Annotated in this window: 8 protein-coding genes; 3 read left to right on the top strand and 5 right to left on the bottom strand. The window is 58.7% G+C overall.

The features are described from left to right. Window positions 1-31 precede the first annotated feature (31 nt). The 3 genes from DPQ25_RS08510 (at window position 32) to DPQ25_RS08495 (ending at window position 14,636) form a co-directional block, all read left to right on the top strand. The gene (locus DPQ25_RS08510; RefSeq protein WP_177576959.1) at window positions 32-12,310 is read left to right on the top strand and encodes an OmpL47-type beta-barrel domain-containing protein; all 12,279 of its coding nucleotides are present in this window, start codon (window positions 32-34) and stop codon (window positions 12,308-12,310) included. A 261-nt stretch (window positions 12,311-12,571) separates the two neighbouring features. Next, window positions 12,572-13,393, top strand: a complete 822-nt coding sequence (locus tag DPQ25_RS08500; protein ID WP_112332738.1) for an HAD family hydrolase — start codon at window positions 12,572-12,574, stop codon at window positions 13,391-13,393. Window positions 13,394-13,511: 118 nt separating this feature from the next. After that, a complete protein-coding gene (locus DPQ25_RS08495) occupies window positions 13,512-14,636 on the top strand; it encodes a DUF362 domain-containing protein (protein ID WP_112332737.1) in 1,125 nt (374 codons plus the stop codon). A gap of 128 nt (window positions 14,637-14,764) precedes the next feature. Here the strand turns inward: DPQ25_RS08495 and DPQ25_RS08490 are convergent, their stop codons facing one another. The 5 genes from DPQ25_RS08490 to DPQ25_RS08465 all read right to left on the bottom strand — a co-directional run bounded on the left by DPQ25_RS08490 (window position 14,765) and on the right by DPQ25_RS08465 (window position 21,581). Continuing rightward, complete coding sequence (locus DPQ25_RS08490; protein WP_112332736.1) at window positions 14,765-16,417, bottom strand: RNA polymerase sigma factor; 1,653 nt, start codon at window positions 16,415-16,417, stop codon at window positions 14,765-14,767. A gap of 153 nt (window positions 16,418-16,570) precedes the next feature. Then, the gene (ilvC, locus tag DPQ25_RS08485) at window positions 16,571-17,575 is read right to left on the bottom strand and encodes a ketol-acid reductoisomerase (protein WP_112332761.1); all 1,005 of its coding nucleotides are present in this window, start codon (window positions 17,573-17,575) and stop codon (window positions 16,571-16,573) included. 87 nt (window positions 17,576-17,662) lie between these two features. After that, on the bottom strand, window positions 17,663-18,160 hold the full coding sequence (gene ilvN / locus DPQ25_RS08480; RefSeq protein ID WP_112332735.1) for an acetolactate synthase small subunit: 498 nt from the start codon (window positions 18,158-18,160) through the stop codon (window positions 17,663-17,665). 62 nt (window positions 18,161-18,222) lie between these two features. Further along, on the bottom strand, window positions 18,223-19,842 hold the full coding sequence (gene ilvB / locus DPQ25_RS08475; protein ID WP_112332734.1) for a biosynthetic-type acetolactate synthase large subunit: 1,620 nt from the start codon (window positions 19,840-19,842) through the stop codon (window positions 18,223-18,225). Between the two features lie 587 nt (window positions 19,843-20,429). Beyond that, window positions 20,430-21,581, bottom strand: a complete 1,152-nt coding sequence (locus DPQ25_RS08465; RefSeq protein ID WP_112332732.1) for a hypothetical protein — start codon at window positions 21,579-21,581, stop codon at window positions 20,430-20,432. Between the last annotated feature and the right edge of the window lie 121 nt (window positions 21,582-21,702).

Genomic DNA, 21,702 nt, shown 5'->3' with positions numbered 1-21,702 from the left:
TGTCGAACCTGTCTTGATGAGGAGGAACAACATGATAAAACGAAGCGGCTTTTTATGCAAGTTTTTTGCATTGCTGCTGGCCCTTACCTTTTTACTGGGCCAGCCGGTTTCGGCGGTGGCGGGCAGCTCCGCCCCCGCGCAGAGCACGGAAAAGAACGAGCAGCTTTTGTCTTACCTGACCGGCCTGTACGGTGAGGAAGAGGCGGAAGCCCTGCTGCAAAATATGCGGGACATGGGCCTGCTGGACGAGGACGGGAACCTCCGCACCTATGAGGTGGAGGTAGACGGCGCGATGCTGTCTGCCAGCGAGGTCAAGGCGCTGGTTGAAGCGCCGGGAACGGACCTTACCCGCACCTGTAAGGTGGACGGGCAGGAGGCAACGCTCCAGGACCTGAAAACCCTGCTGGAGATTGAAGCAGAGCTCCAGCGGATTCAGTCGACCTACTTTTCCAACAGCGTCACCATGACGAAGGAGCACCAGAACGCCATGCAGTCGCTGGTGCGGCAGCTGACCACCTCGGGCATGACGCTGCGGATGAACGACAGCGAGGAAAAGGACGCCGCTGCGGTTGAGCTTGGCTACAAGAGCCAGCTGGCGCAGGTCAGCGTGAACCAGACGCTCGTCTCGGTGGAGCAGGGGGGCAAGGCCACCTTTGTCTTCACCCTGTCCAAGGCGCTGCCCTACGAGGTCTCGTTTGATTATAAGACGGTGGACGGCGCGGCGACAGCCGGCAAGCATTATAAAAAGGCCTCCGGCACCGTCACCTTTGCCGCCGGCAAAACGGAAGCAGAGGTGACGGTTGAAACCTATAAGGTGAACAACCGCAAGGGCCAAAATAATGTGAGCGCCGCCGATTACGCCACCGACCGCTGGGAGGGCGACCGCCCCTTTATTATTCAGTGCAGCAACCCCAAAAACGTGCGGTTCAGCGGTAACAAGACCGTTATGCACATGCAGGTCAACATTCAGGGCAACTACACCTATACATCTCGCTTTACAAGCAGTCAGATTGTGGAGCTGTCCAATACACCAGATTGCTGGTTCGGCTTAGATAGCGATAATGAAGTGTGGACCGGCATGCCTATTCCCGAGTGGGAACGCCCGGCCGATTCAGTAGACCGTGAGTTTTCCATTAAATTTAATTATGTTCAGGATATCTACGGTACCGAGCAGGACTTCCGCGAGTATGTCCGCGAGGGTCTGATCGACAAATTTATTACGGCAATCGGCAGAACCTATGGTGGCGATGCTACAACCGCCAGGCTTTATATCCCCGGCATCAACACGACCCATGATCCCAGTAGGTTGGTTGCCGAATCGAACAAGCAAGAAGACTATGATTTGATAGGAATGAAGCTGGTCGATAAGGATGCACACTACCACTCCACCATCATTTACGATATTAAGGCCAATAAGGATAAGGTGCTATCCGGCGACTCGCTGAGCTACGGCGCCATTGATACCTATGTGGACAACCAATGGTATGCCTGGACCCGCGCTTTCTTTATCGACGAGGTCAAGGCCAAGGTCACCGGCGTCAGCGCGCCGGCGGGGACCTATGCGCCGGGCGAGGTGGTGCCGGTGACGGTGACCTTCAGCGAGCCGGTCTACAAAGAGGAGGCCAAGATGAGCATCTCCGGCCGCTCGGATTTGTCCTGCCTTTCCTCCGACGATACGTGCAGCCGCCAGCACACCTTCCTCTACACGGTGCAGGACCAGGACTCCCCCACCCTTACGGTGACGGGCGTCAGCGGCTTTCGCGAGCTGTCCGATCATAGCTGGAACGGTGTAGAAGACTACAAAACCTCTACCACACTGCCCGGCGTAACCCTGAGCACGGAGAACAAGTATAAGTCTGTTTCCGGCGTCAGCGTTGACAAGACCGTCTATGAGGCGGGCTCCACCGGCGGCAAGGTGACGGTGCAGCTGAACACGGATTTCTCCAAGTGGCTGGAGCAGGGCGAGCCCGAGGGCCGCGCCCTGAAGGCCTCCATCGACGGCGGCAAGACCATGATCGACCTGACCATGGCGGGCGACGGCAAGACCATGAGCGGCGACTTCCCGCTGGAGACGTATGTGGACGGCAAGGAACACAATCTGCGCGCGGAGCTCTACATCAATTTTGCCAATGACGATAACCCCGATAACCTCCAGTGCCTGATTGGCTCCTACGCCGATTTCGTGGTGGAGCCGGTGGTGTTCGCCAAAGAGGACGAGATTACCATTAAAAACCCAAGCGAGTGGCCGTCCGGCCTGGAGGGGGTCGTCTACCTGACGGCAAACACCACCACGCAGCTGAGCTTTGAGTACAACGGGCAGGCAACCTACCCCACCTTTGTCTGGAGCAGCGACAATGAGGCGGTTGCCAAAATCAGCGAGGATGGGAAGATCCTTCCCCAGTCGCCGGGCAAGGTGACCTTCCGCCTGACGGCGACGAACGGCGGCAAGGACGAGAAGCAGAATGTTTCTGTCACCAGCCGGGAGTTTACCGTCAGCCCGGGCGGCGACCCGTCGCTGGTCATTCCGGAGGATATTAACACCATTGTCACCACCCAGGGCAGCCCCGCGGAGGTGCGCTGGTCAACCAATATTATTTATAAGAACAGCACCGACATTGTCCCGCCGGTGGACACGGACTTTACGGTGAAGCTCTACGAGGGCGAGCTGGACGCCCAGGCGCTCAGCAGTGCCCAGCCGGTAAAAACCTACCGCAACAGCGCGGAGAACAACCTGCGCAACGTCACCAGCTTTGCCATTCCGGCGGCGGATATTCCGCAAATTTCCAAGGGCAACGTTCCCAGCTACACGGTGACGGTGCAGGTTAAGCATCCGCTCAACAGCTCCATTCTGACGGCGACGGCCTATATTCTGGTCAATTCTCCGGCGGCTGTGGTGGAGCTGAATAAGCCGGAAAACACCTATTTGCTCGACGATGCCGGCTCCCTGCAGGTCAGCTGGCTGCTGAGCCATTTCGACAGCCTGAACGAAGGCGAGTTCGAGTTTAAGGTTACCCGCAACGACACGCTGATCGATGAGAGCGTCATCACCTATGATAAGGAAAAAGGCGAGTTTACCTCCGGCATGGAGCCGGGCGAGGAGGATGCCTCCTATAACGGCAGCTATGCAATCCCGCTCCAAAAGGTCAGCCCCGGTACGCTGTCCGACGTGTACACCGTAAACCTCAAGGCGAAAAATAAAAACGACTCCACTTGGTCCTACGACTCGGTGGCCTTCTACGTGTACAACCGCGAGGCGCTGGATATTCTGGTGAACGGCGAAAAGACGGACGACCTGCTGCTAAGTAATGTGCAGAACATCAGCGGCATGTCCAGTGCTGAGATCCTGGCGCTGAACCGCAACATCACGCTGGGCAGAACCATCAGCATCAACTACGGCGATTACGCCTGGGCGCAGGTTACCGACAAGATAAGCTGGCTGTCTACCGAGAACGAAGTGGCCAGCATCAACTACCAGTCCGGCGGTATTTACGACAACATTACAAATTACAGCTACACCACCTACCGCCCGTCCGAGGAATTCATCCTCTCCGGGCTGAGCGACGGCTCCGCCACCATCAAGGCGACCCACGCCAAAACGGGCATGACCTCAACGGTCAATGTCCAGGTGGAGACGCTGAAGGACCAGCTGTATATTTTCCAGGCTTCCCCAAAAACCAAAACAGAGCTGACCTACACCAATGGCGACGGCGACCAGCTGACCGTATCGACCAATGACGACGGCGCGCTGGCCCTTTACGAGGAAAACGGCATCGTCAGCGACGTGCAGCTCAAGTCGGTTTACCAGGGAAAGACCTATATGGGTACTTTTACCCAGAGCACTCTGGCCTCTGGCGAGCAGGACAGCTCCCAAATGGGGCTTTACCCGGTTAATAACATCCGCCTGCGCGAGCCGGCCCATGTGGTGTTTTACCTGAAAAAGCCGGACGGCACCCCCTATGAGGGCAGCCTGACCTACCGCGGCGGCGTGTATAAAAACGGCGAGTACTGCGCGCCCTCCGAAATTTCCGGCGAGGGCAAAACCGTGACAATCGGGTCCGACGGCAAGCTCGATATTCAGATGGATGTGTCCACCTTCTGGATCGAGGGCGTCGACGAGCCCAACGCGGAGCTGCGCAGCTCCGACAAGCTGCAATTCATCTATGAGGTCATCCTCAATGACGGCGATTACCGCCCGCTGCTGCTGGCGCAGGAGGGCAACCTGACCAAGGAGGACCTGGTGCAGTCCGCGGAGCTGTCGGTCGCCCTGGAGGATGCCGGCGGCAAGAAGGAGCCCTTCATCGCCCGGCAGATCAGCCGTGACGACTACCAGGGCGCCAACGAGGTGGATATCCGCAAATACAGCAAAAAGATCGGCCCCAGCACCGACTTCCCTAAAGTGGTGATCGACACCACGGTGCTGTGGTGGGGCATGGACGAGGCGGACCTCTCGGCGGCATCGGTGCAGCTGGTGGATGAATTTGACGCGGTGCCCTCCGGCCAGACGTACCAGACCTTTAAATACCCCTTCGGCACCATGATGGTGACCAAGCACAGCCAGGCGCTGAATGAAAACACCATGTGGATGGAAAAAGAGTACAGCCGCGGCATCCGCTACAAGCTGAACACGGACGAAAGCACGCTGTACAAGACGGTTTCGGTTCCCTTCCGCGTGATCAATATGATTGGCACCACCAGCGTTATAGATAAAAACGGCGGCACGCTGTCCATTACCACCATGCTGAAGGACATGATGACGGTCGACGGCGGCTCCATGTCCACGGGCGATGCGTTTATTGGCTTGGGCCTCAGCGCGCTGGAGGCTGTTAGCTTTGAGAGCGATTACTTCACCCTGCAGATTGCCGCCACACAGGACCCCACCGTATTTAATGTGCTCATTAAGGCGGGCGGGGGCAACATGGAGGATAGTCTGTACATGAGCACCTCAAGAAAAGAGGATGCCAAGCTGAAGCCGACCATGGGTGAAAAGCTTGCCATAATCAAGGGCGAGTATAAGCAGAACCAGCTGGATGAGCTGAAGAAAAACGCCGCCAGCAAAAAGGGCGGCGACAGCAGCCTCTATTATGAGCTGTCCGGCTATTATGAGGGCCAGGTCGTTTATAATTACGAGGAAGGAAAATGGGAGAGCATTGTCCACTCCGGCGGCTTTACCGTGGGCGGCGGCATGGGCTACCAGTGGGTGTTCAACGCCTCGGTCGGCCCCATTCCCGTCACGGCGGAGCTGGGCCTCGGCGCGGCTATTGCCGTCAACTTCAATGTAAAGGCCCTTTATGAGGAGCGGATGTACGACGGTGTGCTGCAGGAGTGGGACGACTCGGTGGACGACGAGTATGTCACCGATTACCTCACCACGCTGCGCCTGTACGCCTATATCAACGCCTTCGGCGGCCTGGGCTTTGACTACTCGGTCATTGCCTTTAAGATCGGCGTGTTCGGCGAAATCGCGCTCGACAACCAGAATACCTGGCTCAACCGCGAGTACCTGAAGGACGCCAGCGAGCGGAAGCTCAACGGCCAAAGCCTGACCCTGACCGGCCGCACGGGCATTCGCTTCTACGCAAAGTTCCTCTTCATCAAATATGAAAAAATATTGACCTCGTACACCTACACCAAGACCTGGGTGTACAATAATTGGGATAAGATCTACGATTATTGGGAAAAGACGACCGGCGGCAAGCTGGACGAAAGCAATGCGGCGCAGGCGATTTCCGCCTACATCCAGGCCCACCCGGCGGTCAATGAGGTCTCCAACACCGCTGTGCTGGAGGACCGCGATTACCTCAGCCGCTATGAGCGGAGCTGGAACAGCGGCGGCATCACGCCCTATTCCCTGGACCCTGAAAACGGCGCGCCCAAATCGCTGCAAACCAACGCGTACCCCACCGCAAACCCCGAGCTGACGGAGGACGGCAAGCTGTTCGTTTACCTCTCCGACAGCGGCAGCACAGATGTAACCAAGACCGTGGCCAGCTGGGGCTTGCATAACGGCTTCTCCTACACGGACAAACAGGCAATCCCGGTTGACGTGGAGGGCTACGGCGACTCCGACCTGCATGTGGCGGGCGATGCCAATGGCGCGGCCGCGGTGTGGGTGCAGCAGCGGACGGAGCTGGTCGGCAAGGACGCCGGCGACGATCTGACGGCCGCGGAACAGGCCCTGATGGCCAACAGCGCGGAGATCATGTTCGGCCTGTACGAGAACGGGCGGTGGACGACGAAACGCCTGACGGATAACGCGACTCCGGACGTTGCGCCGGTGGTCGCCGTCAATGATGACTCGGTCTTTGTGGCCTGGCGCAGCGTTTATGTGGAGGACCAGAGCAATGTGACCGACTTCGGACAGTCGGATAAAATCATGTTCCAGCGCTATGACCGCAGAACGAAAACCTGGAGCGATCCGGATACGCTGTATAACGGCACCTCCGGCAGCGTCATGGCCATTCAGGCCGCTATGCTGGAGGACGGCACCGCCGCGGTGACCTATACGCTCGACAAGAGCGCCGCGGATGCCGTCAGCAGCGTGAACAATTACGAGATTGTCTATGTCGTGGTTGACACGGAGGGCAATGTCGTCAAAAACCAGCAGCTGACAAGCGACTCAAGCCTGGATGAAAACCCGCAGATCACCACCGCGATGCTCGGCGGAGAAGAGCAGTTCATCCTCGGCTGGCACAATGTTACCACCATAGAGGATGAAGAGGGCGGCCAGAGGACGGAAAGCGACATTCGCCTGGCATCGGTTGACAGCGACGGCAACATCACGACCGGCGAGGTCAACCTGGCCGACAGCCTCAGCGAGGCCACCGGCGGCAGGAATGTCGCGGTTGCTGCCAATTTCCGCTTTGTCCGCTCCACCGACCCGGCGCTGAGCAACCTCTCCCTGGTGTGGGCCACCACGGACGCCTCTGGCGACCAAGATAAGGCGGGCACCGGCGTGCTCAAGGCCATTCGCTTTGTCGAGGACGGCGGGCAGATTCATACCAGCGCGGTCATTGACGTGGCGGAGATGGAGGAGGGCGCCATCATCGATGCCTTCAGCGCCTACGCAAGCGGGGATAATCAGATTAAGGCCATGATCCTTGGCTCCCAGTACACCGGCCTGGAGGAGACCGACGAGGAGGTCTATAACCCGGAAACCGGGAAGTATGAGCCGTTGCTTCTGCCGGCCTCTGTCAGCGGCATGTACACCGCAACGGAAACCTACGAGGATGCGTTTGACATTGAGGCGGTGGATGCAGACCTAGGCAGCATGCTCAAGGGCCTGCCGCTGCCGGTGCAGTTCACCGTTGTCAACAACGGCATTCAGCTGATTAAGCAGGTCAAAATTACCGTGGGCGGCGGGGACCCGGTGGTCTTCGGAGCCGATCAGATCCACCTGCTGCCCAACGGCAGCCTGGATCTGCCGGTCGATTACCAGGTGCCGGATGACAAGGTGGTTGACCCGGATTATACCGTTGAGGTCACCTATTCCGACGGGACGAAACAGAGCAAGCAGGGGACCATCCGCCTGACCATTCCGGATGTCGGCATCTCTAAGATTGAGCTCAACAAGGAAGAGGACGGCCTGCGCGAGTTTATGGTAACGCTCTATAACGGCTCCGAGGTTGAGCTGGCGGGCTCCGGCCAGTCCGTGAAGCTTGGCTTCTTCGCCGACGGCGAATACACCGAGAGCCTGCCGGGCCTGGACACCATAACGCTGGATTCCGAAGAGGACATCTCCCTGATTGACGCGGGTACCTACACCAAGCAGGTCTCGTTTAACATTAAGGAGTATATCGAGGAGAAGGGCTATGAGGAGATCCCGGAGTCGGGCATACCGGTCTACGTCAAGGTGTGGATTGAAAAAGACGGGAAACAGGTGACCGAGTATGACGAGGGGAACAACACGGAGCTGCAACAGCTCTACAGCCTGCAAAAGGACCGCGCGGGCGTTGAGATTGATAAGCAGTTCGAGCTGACCAACGGCAAAACCACGGAGGCGGCTGTTACCCTCTCCAACCTGAAGATGCAGGAGAGCAATTCCTGGAATGCCGTCGTTAACCTGCTGGACGAGAACGGCGAAATTATTGAGAGCAAATACCTGGCGGACAGCAAGGAGACGCTGATGGATTTCGGCTCGGAGGAAAAGATTACCCGCAACGTGGCCTTCAGCCAGCTGGGCAAGGATATTGAGGTTGTAATGTTTACCGCGACAGCGGATGAGATGGACGCGGACCTGAGCGCGCTCTCCGCCAGCGGTATGATGCTGAATTTCAAGAACGACACGCTCAACTATGAGGATACGGTGGAAAACGCGACCTCCACCAATATTACCGCCGCTGCCGCCAGCCAAACGGCCACGGTCGAAATCTACGACGCCTACGGTCAGCTGATCGGCACGGGCATTGGCACTGCAACCGCAACCATGCCGCTGCAGTACACATCGGTCAACGGCGAGGCTACCGGCAAACAAAACCAGGCCGTGGTGAAGGTACAGCCGTCCGGTGAGGGCGCGGCCGCAAAGAGCTACACGCTCAAGGTTCAGAACAACCAGAAGACGGCCGGAAATGTGTTGATTTCCCTGCCCGAAACCAACCCGAACGGCTGGGTCAACACCACGGACCCAGCGGCAAAAATTAAAATTTCCGCCGAAGAGCTGGAGAATTTCGACGTAAAGGAAATCTGGTATTCACTCGACGGCAGCGCGAATTGGACCACGGCTGAAGGCGAGTATGTGGAGGTGGATCTGCCCAGCAGGGACGGAACCTACACCCTGATGGCAAAGGCTGTCAACGAACAGGGCGCCGCCGTTGAGGCCAAATCGGTCGCGCTGAAGCTGGACCGCAAGAGCCCGACGCTGAATGGCGAGGTGACGCTGAAGGAAACTGACATCCCGCTGGAGGAGGATAATGTCTTCCGTGCGTTTATGCGTTCGTTCGGTACGGCGACCAACCGCCAGGTAGAGATTACCGTGAAGGCATCGGACGTGACCAGCGGCATCGACACCGTCATCGCCACGACGAGCGCCGGCGACAGCTATACGCTCACGCGGGTAGGCGACACAACGAGCTATTCCGGGATGATTACCAAATCGTACGAGGGCGTCATCACCGTAACGGCAACCGATAAGGCCAGCAATGCAAGCGTTGCCTACAGTGACAACGTGTTGATTGACGACCAGCTGCCGCCGCCGCAAATCAGCATGGCGGTCAGTGAGGTCACGAAAAACAGCGCGAGGTTTACCGGCTCCGTCCAATATGAAAAGGACGACTATTTCAAGCGCGCAAGGCTGATGCTGAAGGAAGCCAGCGGAAATGACTGGCGCATGATTGCGGAGTACAACGATGCGGAAAGCGCCAAAAATATAACGGCCTCCTTCACAAACCTGGAGCCCGCGACAGAATATGTTTACCAAATTGTGGCGGACAATATTGTGGGTGATACCGGGTTCATCCGGCAGGGCTCTTTTGTTACGGCCTTTGACGAACCGGCCAAGCCGGAGCTTGAAAGCAAAACCTCCCGTGCAATTACCCTGAAAGCCGTACCGGGCGCACAGTACCGCCGGGCGCTGGACGTGGCGGCCGACACCTGGACGGAGTGGAGCGAATCCCCGGAGTTTACCGGGCTGGAGCCGGGCACGAGCTATTTGTTTGAAATAAAGATGGCGGCCTCCGGCAACATTCCCGAAAGCCTGGCAACAAGCGCACAGTTCGAGACCTACCCCCTGTTTGACGTTCAGTTTGACCCGAATACGGAGGATGCCGTAAGCGGCATGCCGCAGACACAGCAGATCGGCTATAGTGAGCAGGCGGCTAAGCCCGCGGAGCCCAAGCGGCCCGGCTACACGTTTACCGGCTGGTACACTGAGGAAGCGTGTGAAACAGGCTATGACTTTAAAAACCCGGTAACGGGCGCGCGCACGCTCTACGCGGGCTGGTCGGAGAACGTCCTTGAAGAGGAAGGCTACGTGGTAGAAGGGAACCGGAGCGGCGATTGGTACAACACAAATGTGGTCATTCGCCCGGCAAACGGCTATGAGGAGATCTGGAACGGCACCAGCTGGGCCGATTCCATGACCATCCGCGAGGGGAAAGAACAGTCCGTCAACTTCAAGCTGCGCAAGCAGGTGGACGGCGAATGGGTGGAAACCACCTTCCTGCATGAGCCGCTGACCCTCTCTGTGGACACAACGCTGCCGGGCGGCAGCATCACCATTGCAGGCAGCAGCTGGCGCGAGTTCCTGAATACCATCACCTTCGGGCTGTTCTTCAAGGACACGACCGAGGTTAAAATTCAGGCAACCGACGCGCTTAGCGGCGTGGCAAAGACCGAGTACCTGGTTGCCAATAGCCAGCAAACGCTTGAAGCGCTGAAGGCTTCGGATAAGTGGCAGGCGGGCGGTTCGTTCACGCTGGAGCCCGACGGCGCCTATGTGGTCTACACGCGTGTGACGGATTATGCCGGTAATGTGTTCTACTTGAGCAGCGACGGCGTGATTGTAGACGATAAGGCCCCGGTCATCGACGTAGTTTATAATCAGGCCGGGAAGTGGGCGCTGACCAAGGACGCAAAGATCAACGTAGAAGTTACCGACAACCTCTCCGAGGTGAAGGAGATCGCCTACACCATCGACGGAGAGCGCTATACAACGGAGGACACGGCGTTCTCGATCACAAATCTGCCGGAGGGCGACTACGATGTCGTCATCAACGCGGTGGACCATGCCGGCAACACAGCGGCGGCAAAGACAATCCAGGTACAGCTGGACGACACCGCGCCAACGGGAAGCATTACCGCCGGCGGGCACAGCTGGACGGAGCTGGAACAGGAAATCACGTTCGACACATTCTTTAAGGAACCGGCGGCGGTGACGGTTGCCGCGGCGGATCAAGGCAGCGGTGTGGCAAAGATCGAGTACCTGACCGCCAATAGCCAGCAAACGCTTGAAGCGCTGAAGGCTTCGGATGAATGGCAGGCGGGCGATTCGTTCACGCTGAAGCCCAACCAGGCCTATGTGGTCTACGCGAGGATAACGGATCAAAGCGGCAACGCGACCTACCTGAGCAGCGGCGGCATAGTCGTGGACGATAAGGCCCCGGTCATTGACGCGGAATACCATCAGGCCGGGAAGTGGGCGCTGACCAAGGACGCAAAGATCGACGTAAAGGTTACCGACAACCTCTCTGGGGTGAAGGAGATCGCCTACACCATCGACGGAAAGAGCTATACGGCGGAGGACACGGCGTTCTCGATTACAAATCTGCCGGAGGGCGACTATGATGTTGTCATCAACGCGGTGGATTACGCCGGCAACACGGCGGCGACGGAGACAATCCGGGTACAGCTGGACGACACCGCGCCAACGGGAAGCATTACCGCCGGCGGGCACAGCTGGACGGAGCTGGAAGAGGAAATCACATTCGACACGTTCTTTAAGGAACCGGCGGCGGTGGCGGTTGCCGCGGCGGATCAGGGCAGCGGCGTGGCAAAGATCGAGTACCTGACCGCCAATAGCCAGCAAACGCTTGAAGCGCTGAAGGCTTCGGATGAATGGCAGGCGGGCGACTCGTTCACGCTGGAGCCCGACGGCGCCTATGTGGTCTATGCGCGGATAACGGACCAAAGCGGCAACGAGACCTACCTGAGCAGCGGCGGCATAGTGGTGGACGCCACCGCGCCCACGCTGACGGTTGCGTATGACAGCGATGGAGCGTGGACGCTCGACGCGGATGCCGCCATCACGGTCGAGGCCGGGGATGAATTGGCGCAGCTCAAGGAGGTCCGCTATACCGTGAACGGCGAGGAGAACGTCTCAACGGAGGCCTCCTTCCGCATCGACGGCCTGCCGGATGGCAGCTACGACGTCGTCATTGTTGCGGTGGACGCCGCCGGTAATGAATCCGAGCCGGTGACGGTCCGGGTTCAAAAGGAGAGCGAGCAGCCCAGCCTGTCTATTGACGGCATTCCGGGCGCGGCAACCGGCCAGGATGTAGTGCTGACGCTGATTCCCGGCGGGGAATATGCCTCCGGCATGGCGCTGTATGTCTCCAAGGACGGCGGCGCGGAGAGCAGGCTGCCGGATGGAGCGACGACCTATACGGTGACGGAAAATGGGGTTTATACCTTCCGGCTGGTGACCGGAGCGGGCCAGGAGGCCACCGCAACCGTGCGGATTGACCAAATTGACCGCAGCTCTACCGCAACCGGAGAGCCCATGAACCTGCTGCCGGTATTGCTGCTGGCGCTGTGCTCCGGCGGCGGATTACTGGCTGCCGGCCTGTACCGCAGAAAAAAGGAAAAATCAGAAGCATAAGGGATAAGCGGCGGCTATAGAGCTTAGCATGCAAGGCTGCCCTTGAGCAGGAGCCGCGGGGAAACACCCCGCGGCTCCTGCCGGTTTATACGGCAAACACGGCATAGCCCTTTGCTTGGGCGGCGGGCGCTCAGAAATTTTCTGCTGTAAAAAGGCGGCGCTTGTGCTAAAATAAAAACAGAGGAAAAGCGGCCGGAGCGCAAAATCAAGGCGGCAGGAGGAGCGCTTTGGCCCGCGGCGGAGAAAGGAGGAATAAAGAGGATGGCAATAAAATTATTTGCCGTGGACATGGACGGGACCTGCCTAAACCATAGGAACTGTATATCGGGCGAAAACATGCGCGCGCTTGCCGCCGCAGCCGCCGCGGGCATTACCGTTGCGCCTGCGACAGGGCGCAGCCTCTCCTGCCTGCCGCATCAGCTGCGGGCACAGCTTGCGGGCAATCCGTTTTTTCGCTATGTTATCTCCTCCAACGGGGCGCGTGTGACAGACATAAAAACCGGCGAGACGCTTTTTCAAGCCCTGATTCCGCGCGAGCGCGCCCTGGAGCTGCTGAGGGCCTTCTCCGGCCTGCGCCTGGGGCTGACTGCCCATGTGAACGGGGAGTACCTGGTTCAGGGCAGGGGGCTGTACCTGATGGGCCGGGCAGCCTACCGGACGGACGCCCGGGCGGGCATATGTGTAAGCAATATGGAGCAGGCGCTGCGGGCGCAGGCCCATGATGTTGAGGAGCTTCAGCCCTACTTTTTTACTGCCGCGGCCCGGCGGCGGCTGGAGGCGCTGCTGGAGCGCGAAGCCGCGGATTGCTTCTATGCGTTTGACCGCATCTATGTGGAGGTTTTTTCCCGGGATGCTTCGAAGGGATCGGCGCTTTGTGCGCTGGGCCGCCATTTGGGCATTGCGCGCAAGGAGATTGCCTGTATTGGCGATGCGGAGAACGACCTGCCGATGTTCTGCTCCGCCGGGCTGTGCTTTGCCATGGGCAACGCGCAGCCGCAGCTCCGGGCCCGGGCCGACCGGGTGGTGGCCTCCAACCGGGAGGACGGCGTGGCGCAGGCTGTGTACCAGTACCTGCTGAGGTGATGGCGCGGCATAGCCGGAACGGGCGCCGTGCGGGCGGTTAGCCGGGACGAACATTTCTTGACAAGCGTTTATCAATCTCTTACAATTAAAGATAGAAAATAGGAAGGGAAGTTTTCTTGTGGAAAAATCGAAGGTATATTTTTGCGATATGCGGGCCAAGCCCGGCACCAATTTGCTGGTTAAGCTGCAAAAGCTTATGCGTGCCGCCGGGGCCGGCGAAATTGACATGAAGGAAAAATTTGTCGCGATCAAGATTCATTTCGGCGAGCCCGGGAACCTTTCATTCCTGCGGCCGAATTTTGCCAAGGCCGTGGCGGATCTGGTGAAGGAACAGGGTGGTAAGCCCTTCCTCACCGACTGCAACACCCTCTATGTGGGGCGGCGGAAAAACGCGCTGGATCACCTTTATGCCGCATGGGAAAACGGCTTTACGCCGCTGAGCTGCGGCTGCCCGGTCATCATTGCGGACGGCCTCAAGGGTACGGACGAGGCGCTGGTGCCGGTTGACGGCGGCGAATATGTGAAGGAGGCCAAAATCGGCCGTGCCGTTATGGATGCCGATGTTGTCATCTCGCTCAACCATTTTAAGGGCCATGAGGCGACGGGCTTCGGCGGCGCGCTGAAGAACCTGGGCATGGGCTGTGGCTCCCGTGCCGGTAAGATGGAGCAGCACTGCAGCGGCAAGCCGGATGTGGACCGGGAAAAATGCGTGGGCTGCCGGGTCTGTTCTAAAAACTGCGCGCACGGCGCCATCAGCTATGGGGAAGACCGAAAGGCCTCTATTGACCATAACCGCTGTGTCGGCTGCGGCCGCTGCTTGGGCGCCTGTAACTTTGACGCGATTTATAACGCCAATAACAGCGCCAACGACGAACTGAACTGCAAAATAGCCGAATATGCCAAGGCGGTGGTTGACGGACGCCCCCAGCTGCACATCAACATTGTCATGGACGTCTCGCCGTATTGCGATTGTCATGCGGAAAACGACTTGCCAATCATCCCGGATGTGGGCATGTTTGCCTCGGTGGACCCCGTGGCGTTGGACCTGGCCTGCGCGGATGCCTGCAACGCCCAGCCGGTACAGGCGGGCAGCAAGCTGGCAGAGGAGCTGGCAGAGCATGGCGACTGCCATCATGATCACTTCACCAACACCTTCCCGGTGACAAATTGGCGCTCCGGCATTGAGCATGCCGTGAAAATTGGTCTGGGCAGCGCGGATTATGATCTGGTAACCCTGAAATAAAGAAAACCGGCGTTTGGAGCCCTGTCAACAAGGAGCTCGCAGCCGTGTATACCTCATTGAAAAGCGGCCTTCTCTGTTGATTCAGAGAAGGCCGCTTCTGCATGCCGGTGGGGTGTGCTAAACCGTGGTCAGGCCTGCTGTTCAATCAGAACCAACGTCAGCGGCACACCCTGCGCAGGCGTCTCAGGCAGCGCCAGGCTGCCTGTATTTACGGCGGACCGCATGGCATAAATTCCAAAGCTCCACAGGTCCAGATATACATGGTGGGTAATATTTCCCTCGCCAGCTCTGGGAAAATCACGCCGGTGCAGCTTGAAAAAGCGCTCGCTGAGGCGGTGAAGCTGCGGGGTGATTTTTTCCAGCAGCGGGGCAAATACCTCGTTTTGAAGGCGCGCAAGCTGTCCCGGGGTCATAATGACAAAGCCGGGCCGGTAGCCGTTCTCGGGGCTGCCGAGAAGGCCGGACTCAACAGCTGCCGCGAGCTTTTCCTGTGCCTCGGGGGGAAGAGATTCGGGGCTGAACCCGGGTTTAGAGGCCGCGCAGTATGCCTGGTGCAGAAGCGCCCGGCTCCCAGCGGCAGCGGAGACAATTTCAGGGCGGTTCTCCGGTGCGGCAAAGCAATGAACGCCCAGCCAATAGTAGCTTTCATATTTGCCGCCGGATTCGCAGAAATCGGAGCAGATGCCGTAAAAGTCGTTCCAGCCCCTGGGCTCCAGCTGTGAAAGGGGAGTTGAGGCATCGGCCGCCATGATGAAGTATTTGCCGCCGTCCGGCCGGATTTCACAGAGATCCTGGCTTTTGAGCCGGAGCAGAAGGCTGCTGTTGCGGCTGCAATAGCTGGTGAACAGCATCAGGATGGACCAATACAGGCGCTCAGCAGGGAAATCCGAGCCATAAAACCCGAGACTGCGGATGTTATCCTCCTGTGCCCAGAGGCCGCCGAGGATAACGTCGAGAAAATCTTTCTGGGCGCTGCTGTAAACCTCAAGGCGGTTGGCAAAATATTGCTGATTGAGAATGATGAACGAGGTGTAATAGCGGCTGCCGCTTAAGCAGAGAAATTCATGCTTGGTCAGCCAGTCCAGGTCGTACTCAAGAAAGGGCTTTGGAACGCCGGTGGCAGCGGCAAGCTCATCCAGTGTCTTGCCGCCGGAGTGACAAAGCAGGCAAAGATTTTGGCGCAGCAGGCTGTCGCTTACCTTTTGGGTGTCGGGGTAGGCGGGGGCTTCGCCGGAGCAGCCGATGGTCAGCCGTCCAGGCCTGTAAACAGCGGATGTGTCGTTATACATGGTTAATTCCTCCCTTACTTGCTTGCGAGCGTCAAACAGGTGCCACGTGACGGCGGAGGCGGTGGTACCGAGCCGCTCTGCCACTTCACGGACGGACAGGCCGTCAAGATAGTGTAGGATCATCATTTCACGCTGTGTGCGGCTCAGGTCCGCCAGCCCGCGGCGCATCCGGGCCAGGCTGTCCTGAAGGGCCTCGGCCTCGGCTAAATCATGGGTGAAGTCCGTTCCATCGGGCAGTACCTCCGGCAGCTCGCAGGTCCTGCAGCTTTTCAGTGCCCGCAGACGGTTGCACCACACATGGTGGGCAACCTTCCAGACGAAATGCTCGGGGGAACGGAGCTGCTGCCCGCGAAGCGCCAAAAATACCTGCAGCAGCACCTCCTGCGCCAGGTCCTCGCCATCTGCGCGGCAGCCGGTTTTGCGGACTGCCCAGTTGAGTATTTTTTCCGCATAGGTACTGGTGATTTCCGTATACAGCGCGTGAATATCCATTATCCTGCCGCCTTCCTGATTAATCTGCTCAACTCTATAGTAACGGGAGCTGAAAAAGCTTAGGAAAAAAATAAAAGAAAGAGGCGCCCCCTCTCGCCCTGCTGGGAAAAAGAGGAAGGCGCCCTGTCCTTTTAAAACAAAGGATGTAAAAAATCAGTCGGCGTACTTGTCGTCGTTCCAAGCGTACATTTTACGCAGCTCGGCGCCGACTTCCTCCAGCTGATGAGAGGCGGCAATACGGCGGCAGGCGTTGAAGTGTGCGCGGCCGTTCTTGTTTTCGGCAATCCACTTGCTGGCAAAGGTGCCGTCCTGGATTTCCTGAAGGATCTTCTTCATCTCCTTCTTGGTCTCTTCGGTAACGATGCGCTTGCCGGTCTCGTAGTCGCCGAACTCGGCAGTGTCGGAGATGGAGTAGCGCATCATCTTGAAGCCGCCGGTATAAATCAGGTCGACAATCAGCTTCATCTCATGGATGCACTCAAAGTATGCGTTCTCCGGCGCATAGCCCGCTTCCACCAGCGTTTCAAAGCCGGCGGTCATCAGGGCGGTGACACCGCCGCAGAGGACGGCCTGCTCGCCGAAGAGGTCGGTTTCCGTTTCAATTTTAAAGGTAGTTTCCATCAGCGCCGCGCGGGCCGCGCCGATGCCGGCGCCATAAGCCAGGCCAATATCGAGGCAGTGGCCGGACACATCCTGGTAAACCGCAATCAGGGCCGGGGTGCCCTTGCCCTCGACATATTCGCTGCGGACGGTGTGGCCCGGGGCCTTCGGGGCAATCATAAACACATCGATGTTCTTCGGCGGTACAATCTGGCCGAAATGGATGTTAAAGCCGTGCGCAAACGCAAGGGCCTTGCCCTCGGTCAGGTTCGGTTCAATATCCTTTTTATACATGTCCGCCTGGCGCTCGTCCGGGATCAGGACCATGATGATGTCGGCAGCCCTGGTGGCCTCCGGCACACTCATAACGGTCAGGCCGGCTTTCTTGGCGCGCTCGGCGCTCTTGCTGCCTTCATAAAGGCCGACAACTACATTGACGCCGCTGTCATGCAGGTTCAGCGCATGGGCGTGGCCCTGGCTGCCGTAGCCAATGATGGCGACGGTTTTTCCCTTCAAGACATTGATGTCACAGTCCGCGTTGTAATAGATTTTTGGCATTTTCTTTTCCTCCTTGCCGATTCCGGCAGAATATATCAACTAAACTCCGGTGGGGAGTTGGGTCTACAGGCTGAAGCCCCGGCAAGGCTATTGCTTCTGCCGGGTAACGGCGGGGCCCTTTTCAATGGCGACCGTACCGGTGCGGCAAATCTCCTTGATGCCGAAGGGGTGCAGCAGGCTGATGAGTGTTTCGGTGTGCTCGGCGTTGTCGGCCAGCTGCAAAGTCAGGCTGGTGGTGGAGACATCGACGATTTTTGCCTGCATCAGCTCGGCTATTTTCATAATCTCCGCGCGCTGCTTCATGTTGCAGCTCACCTTGATGAGGGAAAGTTCACAGCTGATAAAGCGGTCCGCCTCTAATACCTTAACTTTGATGACGGGAATCACCTTATTGAGCTGCTTTTCCACCTGTTCAACGATGTACTCATCGCCGTTGACCACAATGGTTATGCGCGATATGGCGGGGTTCTCCGTCACACCGACGGCGAGGCTGTCGATATTGAAGCCGCGGCGGGCGAAAAGGCCGGCGACTTTTGAGAGGACGCCGGGTTGGTTTTCGACCAGGACCGAAAGCGTGTATTTCATGAATCGGGCTCCTTTCTGCCCTCGAAGCTTTGCCATCGGCTCCGAAGGCCAAAATGCGGAAATCAGATGCTCGGGGTACTGGGATCCACGGTGCAAACCAGCAGGTAGGGGCCCTTTGTCTGCAGCATCTCGGCGGCGCAGGCCTTGGCCTCCTCGTTGGAGGCCGCCAGCCGGGCCCGGATGCCGTAGGCCTCCGCCAGCTTGACAAAGTCGGGGTTGCCGTCCAGCGTAGTGGCGATGTGCCGCCCGCCGTAAAGGCGGTCCTGCAGCTCCTTTACCATGCCAAGGCGGCCGTTCTGCATGAGGATGATTTTTACATCAACCTGATCCTGGCAAATGGTGCCCAGCTCACACATGCTCATTTGGAACGAGCCGTCGCCGCAAACGGCTACTACCTGCCGTTTTGGCTTTGCCAACTTGGCGCCGATGGCCGCGGGAATGGAATAGCCCATTGTGCCCAGCCCGCCGGAGGTGAGAAAGCGCCCCTCCTTGACGTTGAAGTTGCGCGCGCTCCAAATTTGGTTTTGCCCAACATCGGCGGCGAGGATGGCATCCTCCTCCATCATGGCGGAAAGGTCGCGGATGAATACCCTGGGTTCAACGGAATCCGTGCGGGCCTCCCCGCGGGGCGGGTGCTTCCGCTTATAGCCGCGCAAGGTCTCCAGCCAAGCCTCCGGTACGGTGTTGCGCACCTGCCCGGCCAGTGTGGAGAGCACCAGGCGGATATCGCCGACGATGGGGATATGTACCGGCATATTTTTACCAATTTCAGCGGGGTCAATATCAATATGGATAATTTTGGCCTTTTCGGCGATCTGCTGGGGCGCGGAGACCGCCCGGTCGCCTACGCGTGCGCCGCAGAGGATGACAAGGTCTGCCTGCTGCATAGCAAGGTTTGCGCCCGTGCGCCCGTGCATGCCGATCATGCCGAGGTAAAATTCACTGTCCATGGGCACCACGCCGATGCCCATCATGGTGGCGCACACGGGAATGCCGCTGTTTTGCGCAAAGGCGACGAGCTCGTTCCGTGCGCCGGCCAGCACCACGCCGCCGCCGCAGCAAATGAGCGGGCGCTGGGCCTCGCCAATCGCCGCAAGGGCCTTTTTGATCTGCATGGCGTGGCCCTGTGTGCGGGGCTTGTAGCCGGCGATGCTGGCCTTTGCGGGGTAGCTGAACTCAGGCACCGTCTCCAGCTGGATGTCGATGGGTACATCGATAAGCACCGGGCCGGGCCTGCCGGTGGAGGCAATGTGGAAGGCCTCTCGGAAGACCGTGGGCAGGTCCGCGGCTTTTTTAACCAGGTAGGAATGCTTGGTGAAGGCCTCGCACGCGCCGGTGATGTCGGCCTCCTGAAAGACGTCGCGCCCCAGCAGCTCAGAGCTGACCTGCCCCGTGATGCAAATCAGGGGAACGCTGTCCATGTAGGCCGTGGCAATGCCGGTAATCAGGTTGGTTGCGCCCGGGCCGGAGGTAGCGATGCAGACGCCCGGCTTTCCCGCGCTGCGCGCGTAGCCGTTGGCGGCGTGCGCGGCATTTTGCTCCTCGCGCACCAGGACATGGCGGATATTGGTTTTCAACAATTCGTCGTAAAAAGGGCAGATGGCGGCGCCGGGGTAACCGAAAGCGACGGATACCCCCTCGGCCTCCAGGCATTTTACCATGATTTCCGCACCGCTGATCATATGGCGTCGTTCCTCCTTCTTGTCACAGCGCACCCGTGCCGGGGGCTGCTTCCCGGAACTGATAAAGCATCTCGGGTCTTTCTATAAACTTATTGCCTGTGCCGCGCCAAGCTCCGGCGCGCCGGGGGAAAGCCGTTAAGGGGCTTTTTCCCGGCCTTACAGGCCAAAAATATATATGTATTTATTATAGGCTTAATCGGGGACAGCGTCAAGTTTTTATCTGGCTAAAGTATAGAAGCTGGATGCGCCGTGATTTGGTAAAAAAGAATAAAAGACGGCGGTAAAAGGTGGGCGCGGCTGGATAGGCCTGCCAAAAAACAGCCTGAAAAGCCTGCCCAGCGCCTCATCCTTTTAGGAAAATATTTCACAATAAGGAGCAAGGCGGCCCTTGGGCCGGCCCAAGGGCCGTCCTGCGGCGCGCGGTTTTGGGGCAATTCCACCCGGAAATAGGCTGCGCGATGCCGCCTGCATAGGTAAAAAACAGCAGGGCGCACATAGATGCCCTGCTGTTTTGATAACCGGGCCGGTTTGAAAGAGGACGCGCCCCGGTGAAATTTCAATGCGCCAGTGCTGGCCGCCGGTCTTTGTCAAATATCGCTGTTTTCTTCAAAAAATTTGTTCCAGTCAAAATTTTTCTGCGCCGCCGGCGATGCCTGAGCCTCCTGGCCCCGGCTTGCGTCCGCGGGGTCCGCGGGCTGAGCCGCAGAGTTTTGGGCCGCGGAGTTTTGCACCGCAGGGTCCTGCGCCGCGGCGCTCGGGCCCGCGTAAACGGCATGAGGGTTCCGCAGGGGCGGCTGACGGGAGGCATCGCTGGCTGCGGAGACAATTTCTTCAATGGGGGGATCGTCGCTCAGGGAGGGAATTTCCACCGTGTGGTCATTCAGGGAGGCGGATTGCGCCCCCGGCTGCCGCTTACCGTCTTTCTCCGGCGGCAGGTACCCCTCGCGGTGCTGCAGGCCGTCGCTGGAGGAGCTGATGTCGATAAAATCGGTTTCATCCTCGTTGCCGTCAAATCCGCCGCCATTGGGCCCGCCGTTCTTCGGCCCGCCGCGCCCGGCAAAAAACTGCGCATAGATGAAGTAGCCGATGCCCGCGAGCGCAAGCAGGATAAAGAGGACGCCCAAAATCAACATCCAGGTGACCCCGCCGCTGGAGGCCTTTTGCCCCTCGCTGCTTACGGCAGCAGAGGAGGACGCGGCAGAAACGGCCTCGCTGGAATCCGAGGCCGTGCCGCCGAGCAGCTCGGACCAGTCGGTGTTGCTCTGCTCGTCGGGGTCGGTGCTGCCAAGGGCGTTGGCGCGGCTGTTGATCAGGCCCTGCTGTGTGTCGGGGTTAGTGACATGGCTGGGCGTGCTGACCTGGATATCAGGGTCGCGGTTGGGAGTGGAAGGGGGGGCCTCCGTTGAGGTGGAGGAGTTGCTGGTGCCGCCGGAGTTATTATTTTCCGAACTCTCGCTGCTGCTAGCGGACGCACTCGAGTTCATTGTACTTTCGTTTGTGCTGGCGCTGCCTGTACTGCTCGTCATGCTACTGCCCGATTGGCTGGGCGCGGGCTCGCTGGGGTCCGGCTCGGGCTCAACCGGCACGCCGGTAGCGACGCTGCCCGTGCCGGGGTCCTCATAGGTAGGCGGCGCGGGGTCGCCGGCCGGCTGCTCCGCCAGCGCGGTCGCCGTAAAGACGGAGCCCGCGAATAAAATTGTAAAAGCCAAGACTGCAATCCGTCTTGCTCTGTTTTTCATAAACGATGACCTCCTGCATAAAATCCCGGCGTAGGGGGTGTTCCGCAGAGGAGCCGGGTACTTTCTGTTTTTACTATATCGTTCAGCGTTTCCCCAAGGCCGTAAAATAGCCGCACAAAAA

Source organism: Hydrogeniiclostridium mannosilyticum, from assembly GCF_003268275.1.
Classification (GTDB): Bacteria; Bacillota; Clostridia; order Oscillospirales; family Acutalibacteraceae; genus Hydrogeniiclostridium; species Hydrogeniiclostridium mannosilyticum.
Note: the sequence above shows the minus strand (reverse complement) of the source record. Positions and strands in the feature narration are given on the sequence as shown.